Genomic DNA, 4,204 nt, shown 5'->3' with positions numbered 1-4,204 from the left:
AGCTCGACGACCGGCACGCCGGGCCGGGCGCGGCGCAGCCCGGCCGCGAGGCGCCGCGCCACGTCCGCCGCGGTCAGCGCCCCGTGGAAGCGCGCGGGGGCCAGCAGGACATGGCCGCGTGGGGGCGAAGGAAGGGAAGAGTCCGCGGACGCCACAGCCATGCCTTTCAAACCAGGGGGTAAGGCTCTACCTTCTGCTTACGCCATGACGGCACTATTTGACACCCGCAATGCCGCCGGGACTCCCCACCGGGCCCAGAAATGCGTGACGCGCCCGCCACTACTTCACATCGAGCCACTGCTCGATGGGATGGATCGCGAAGAAGATCAGGAACAGCAGCACCACCGGCCACAGCCACACCGACACCTCGCGGGCCTTGCCCGTCGCCAGCTTGATCGCCGCGAAGGCCACCAGCCCGCCGCCGATCCCGATGGTGATCGAGTAGGTGAAGGGCATCAGGACGATGGTGAGGAACGCCGGGATCGTGATCTCCAGGTCGTTCCAGTCCACCTTGGCGACCTGCGTCATCATCAGCGCGCCGACCACGACGAGCGCGGGCGCGGCGGCCTGGGCGGGAACGGTCGCGGCCAGCGGGGTGAGGAAGAGCGTCAGCGCGAACAGCAGCCCGGTCGCGATGTTGGCCAGGCCGGTCCGCGCGCCCTCGCCGACGCCGGCGGCCGACTCCACGAAGACCGTGTTGGCGGACGAGCTGGTCAGCCCGCCGAACGCCGCCGACAGGCCGTCCACCGACAGGATGCGGCCGAGCCGGGGCACCTCCCCGCGCTCGCTCACGAGGCCCGCCTCGTCGCTGATGCCGAGGATCGTGCCCATGGCGTCGAAGAACCCGGACAGGACGAGGGTGAACAGCACGACCAGCGCGGTGATCACGCCGGCCCTCCCGAAGCCGCCGGCGAGGTCGACCTCGCCGAACAGCCCGAAGTCGGGCGCGGCGAAGAGCCGGTGGGGCATGTCGGGGGTCACGACGCCCCAGCCGCCCTTGGAGATCGAGACGTTCTCCTGGACGAGCACGGCCACGACCGTCCCGGCGACGATGCCGATGAGGATCGCGCCCGGCACCCGCCGCGCGTACAGCACGATCATCAGCAGCAGCGTCAGCGCGAACACCAGCGCCGGCCAGGTCGACAGGTGGCCGCGGGTGCCGAGCGCCAGCGGCGGGCTGGTCGCGCTGGAGGTGACGAAGCCGGCGTCGACCAGGCCGACCAGCGCGATGAACGCGCCGATGCCCACCGCGATCGCGTGCTTGAGCGCCAGCGGGATCGAGTTCATGATCCGCTCGCGCACGCCGGTCACCGCCAGCAGCACGATCACCAGGCCCTCGATCACCACCAGTCCCATCGCCTGCGGCCAGGTCATCACCGGCGCCGCCTGGAAGGCCACCACCGCGTTGATGCCGAGGCCCGAGGCGAGCGCGAGGGGGGCGTTGCCGACCAGTCCCATGATCACGGTGGTGACCGCGGCGGACAGCGCGGTCATCGTGGTGAGCTGCGGGATCGACAGGGTCGCGCCGGTGACGTCCTTCGCCCCGCCGAGGATGATCGGGTTCAGCAGGATGATGTAGGCCATCGCGAAGAACGTGGTGACGCCGCCGCGCAGTTCGCGGGCGACGCCCGTGCCGCGGCCGCGCAGGTCGAACAGCCGGTTCAGCGGCCCGGTCCCCGTCGTGGACGAGGGATCGTCGGCCTTGGCGGCCGGAGACTGGTGCATGGGGAGCGCTCCGCTTCCAGAAGCATGATCTCGAAATTCGGCGAGCACAGGGTAACTGCCCTCTGCCCCACCGTCGCGAACCGGTCCCCTGGCCGCGTTCGCCCCGCTCAGCCCTCCCGGCCGCCGTCCCGCCCGCCGCTGTAGGTCGAGTAGCCGAACGGGCCGAGCAGGAGCGGCACGTGCCGCGGGCCGCCGTCCGCCGGGACGGAGAAGATCACGCTCACCTCGGGGTAACAGGTCGCGACGGCCAGCGCGGCGAAGTAGGGGCCGGCGCCGAAGCGCAGCCGGTAGGTGCCCGGCTCCGGCGCCGCGCCCGTGCCGGGGTCCGCGGCCGGGTCCGCGCCGGTGCCCGCGCCGGCGTCCGGGACGGCCCAGCGCCCGTGCTCGTCGGTGGCGCCCTCTGCGAGGTGCTGCCAGCCCCCGCCGTCGTGGCGGTCCAGCCGGACGGGCACCCCCCGCGCGGGGCGGCCGAGGCGGGTGTCGAGCACGTGTGTCGAAACGGTCATGCCCGCCAGTACATCAGGACGATCCGGTGGATCGTCCCCGCCCGGCGCTGCGTGACCGGAGGAGTCCGCTATAGCCTGCCAAAGTGCGCACGCGAGCCTCGGCCGCACGTCCATGTGAACACGCTTCGGTACCGGTTCCTCCGGATCGGTGATCGGGCGGGCCGGGACTTCGGCACACTGGAGGATCGAGTCGGCTTCTTCTTCGCCCCGGCGCGGCGCGTCCGGCGAGAACCTAGTAGGCGGTGGTTTCACGATGGAGCGCGAGACACTCGGGCAGCGCATCCGCGCCCTGCGGATCAGGCAGGGCGTGAGCCAGGCGCAGCTCGCCTTCCCCGAGCTCTCCGACAGCTACATCTCGCTGATCGAGAGCGACAAGCGGGTCCCCGCCCCGAGCGTGGTCGACCTGCTGGCGGCGAAGCTGAACTGCTCGGCGACCTACCTGGTCAGCGGCGTCAGCGAGGACGTGGTGGACGAGCTGCGCGTCACGCTCGACTACGCCGAGATCGCGCTCAGCAACGGCGCGGCGGCCGAGGCGCGCGGCCGGTTCGCCGAGGTGCTCGCCAGCGCCGACGCCGTCGCGCTGCCGGAGATGCTGCACCAGGCGCGCTGGGGCTACGCGCTCGCCCTGGAGGCCGCCGGCGAGCTGGAGGAGGCGATCGCCGGGCTGCTGGAGCTGACCGACGAGGCGTCCGCCGAGGCCGACCTCGACCACTGGGCGAAGGTGCACGTGGCGCTCAGCCGCTGCCTGCGCGAGCGGGGCGACATCAGCGCGGGCGTGCAGGCCGCCGAGGGCGCGCTACGGCACCTCATCGCGACCGGCGCCGACTCGACCGACGCGGCGGTGCACCTCGGCGCGGCGCTGCTGGCCGCCTTCATCGAGCGCGGCGACCTCGTCCGCGCCCGGCACCTGGCCGAGCAGCTGGTCGAGCGGGCCGAGCGGATCGGTACCCCCCGCGCGCGGATGGTGGCCTACTGGGAGGCCGCCTACGTCGCCGAGATCCGCGGCGAGTACGAGGACGGCGTCGCGCTCGCCGAGCGGGCGCTGATGCTGGCCGGCGACGGGGAGGACCCCCGCAACCTCAACCGGCTGCGCGTCATCTACGCCGGCCTGCTGCTGCGCGCCCGGCCCGACCAGGCCGTGCGCGCCCGCGAGCTGCTCGGCCGGGTACGCGCCGAGATCAGCGCCAGCTCCGCCGGGGAGATCGACGTCGCCTGGTGCCTGACCGAGCTGGCCCGCGCCGAGACCGCGCTCGGCCGTCCCGCGGAGGCGGTGCGGCTGGCCGAGGAGGCGCTGGACCTGCTCGGGGACGCGCCGCGCCGCGCCACCGCCGGGGCGCTGACCGTGCTCGGCGAGGCGTGCGTGCGGCTGGGCCGCCGGGAGCGCGCCGTCGAGGTGCTGACCCGGGCCGCGACGTGCCTGGAGGAGATGGAGTCCTCCCGGGAGGCCGCGCAGGCGTGGTTCGACCTGGCCGAGGTGCTCGCCGAGACCGGTGCGGGCGAGCCGCGGATGGCCGCCTACCGGCGCGCCCTGACCTGCGTCGGGGTCTGAGGGCGGCGGTCCGCCGCGCGGCGGAACGTTCCGGATCTCCCCGGCTGAACCACCACGGGCTCCGCCGCGTCCATGAATAATGCTGCGAGTCGTCTGAGGTGGGGAGATGTCCGGGGATGTTCGGTGTGGTGCGCCCGTGTCGGCATGTGCTGTGCGGATCGCTTTTCAAGGACTGGACGGCGCATCTCTGCGGGCTCTGCCTGACGCTGCGCGCCGAGCACGGGCAGGCCGCGCGGCTCGTGACCAACTACGACGGCCTGCTGGTGTCGGTGCTGGTGGAGGCGCAGGCGCCGGAGCTGTCCCCGCGCCGCGCGGCGGGCCCGTGCGCGCTGCGCGGGATGCGCAAGGCCGAGGTGGTGAGCGCGCGGGCGGCCGGGGCGCGGCTGGCGGCGGCGACGTCGCTGCTGCTGGCGGCCGGCAAGAC

The 4,204-nt window shown here is 73.5% G+C and carries 4 protein-coding genes; 2 read left to right on the top strand and 2 right to left on the bottom strand.

The window, feature by feature from the left end:
• Positions 1-279: 279 nt before the first annotated feature.
• Positions 280-1,725 carry an NCS2 family permease gene (locus E1291_RS39755; RefSeq protein WP_131743167.1) on the bottom strand — a complete coding sequence of 482 codons (1,446 nt, stop codon included), beginning with the start codon at positions 1,723-1,725 and terminating at the stop codon, positions 280-282.
• Positions 1,726-1,832: 107 nt separating this feature from the next.
• Positions 1,833-2,231 (bottom strand): hydroxyisourate hydrolase, encoded by a 399-nt coding sequence (gene uraH, locus E1291_RS39750; RefSeq protein WP_131743166.1) that lies wholly within the window; start codon positions 2,229-2,231, stop codon positions 1,833-1,835.
• Positions 2,232-2,484: 253 nt separating this feature from the next.
• On the opposite strand from uraH, the gene E1291_RS39745 reads away from it, so the two are divergent.
• The gene (locus tag E1291_RS39745; RefSeq protein WP_131743165.1) at positions 2,485-3,780 is read left to right on the top strand and encodes a helix-turn-helix domain-containing protein; all 1,296 of its coding nucleotides are present in this window, start codon (positions 2,485-2,487) and stop codon (positions 3,778-3,780) included.
• Positions 3,781-3,896: 116 nt separating this feature from the next.
• Positions 3,897-4,204, top strand: a 308-nt coding sequence (locus E1291_RS39740; RefSeq protein ID WP_242614673.1) for a DUF5685 family protein, incomplete at its 3' end; no start/stop codon positions are given.

It is taken from the genome of Actinomadura roseirufa (assembly GCF_900659635.1).
Classification (GTDB): Bacteria; Actinomycetota; Actinomycetes; order Streptosporangiales; family Streptosporangiaceae; genus Spirillospora; species Spirillospora roseirufa.
This window is presented reverse-complemented; position numbering and strand designations above follow the sequence as displayed.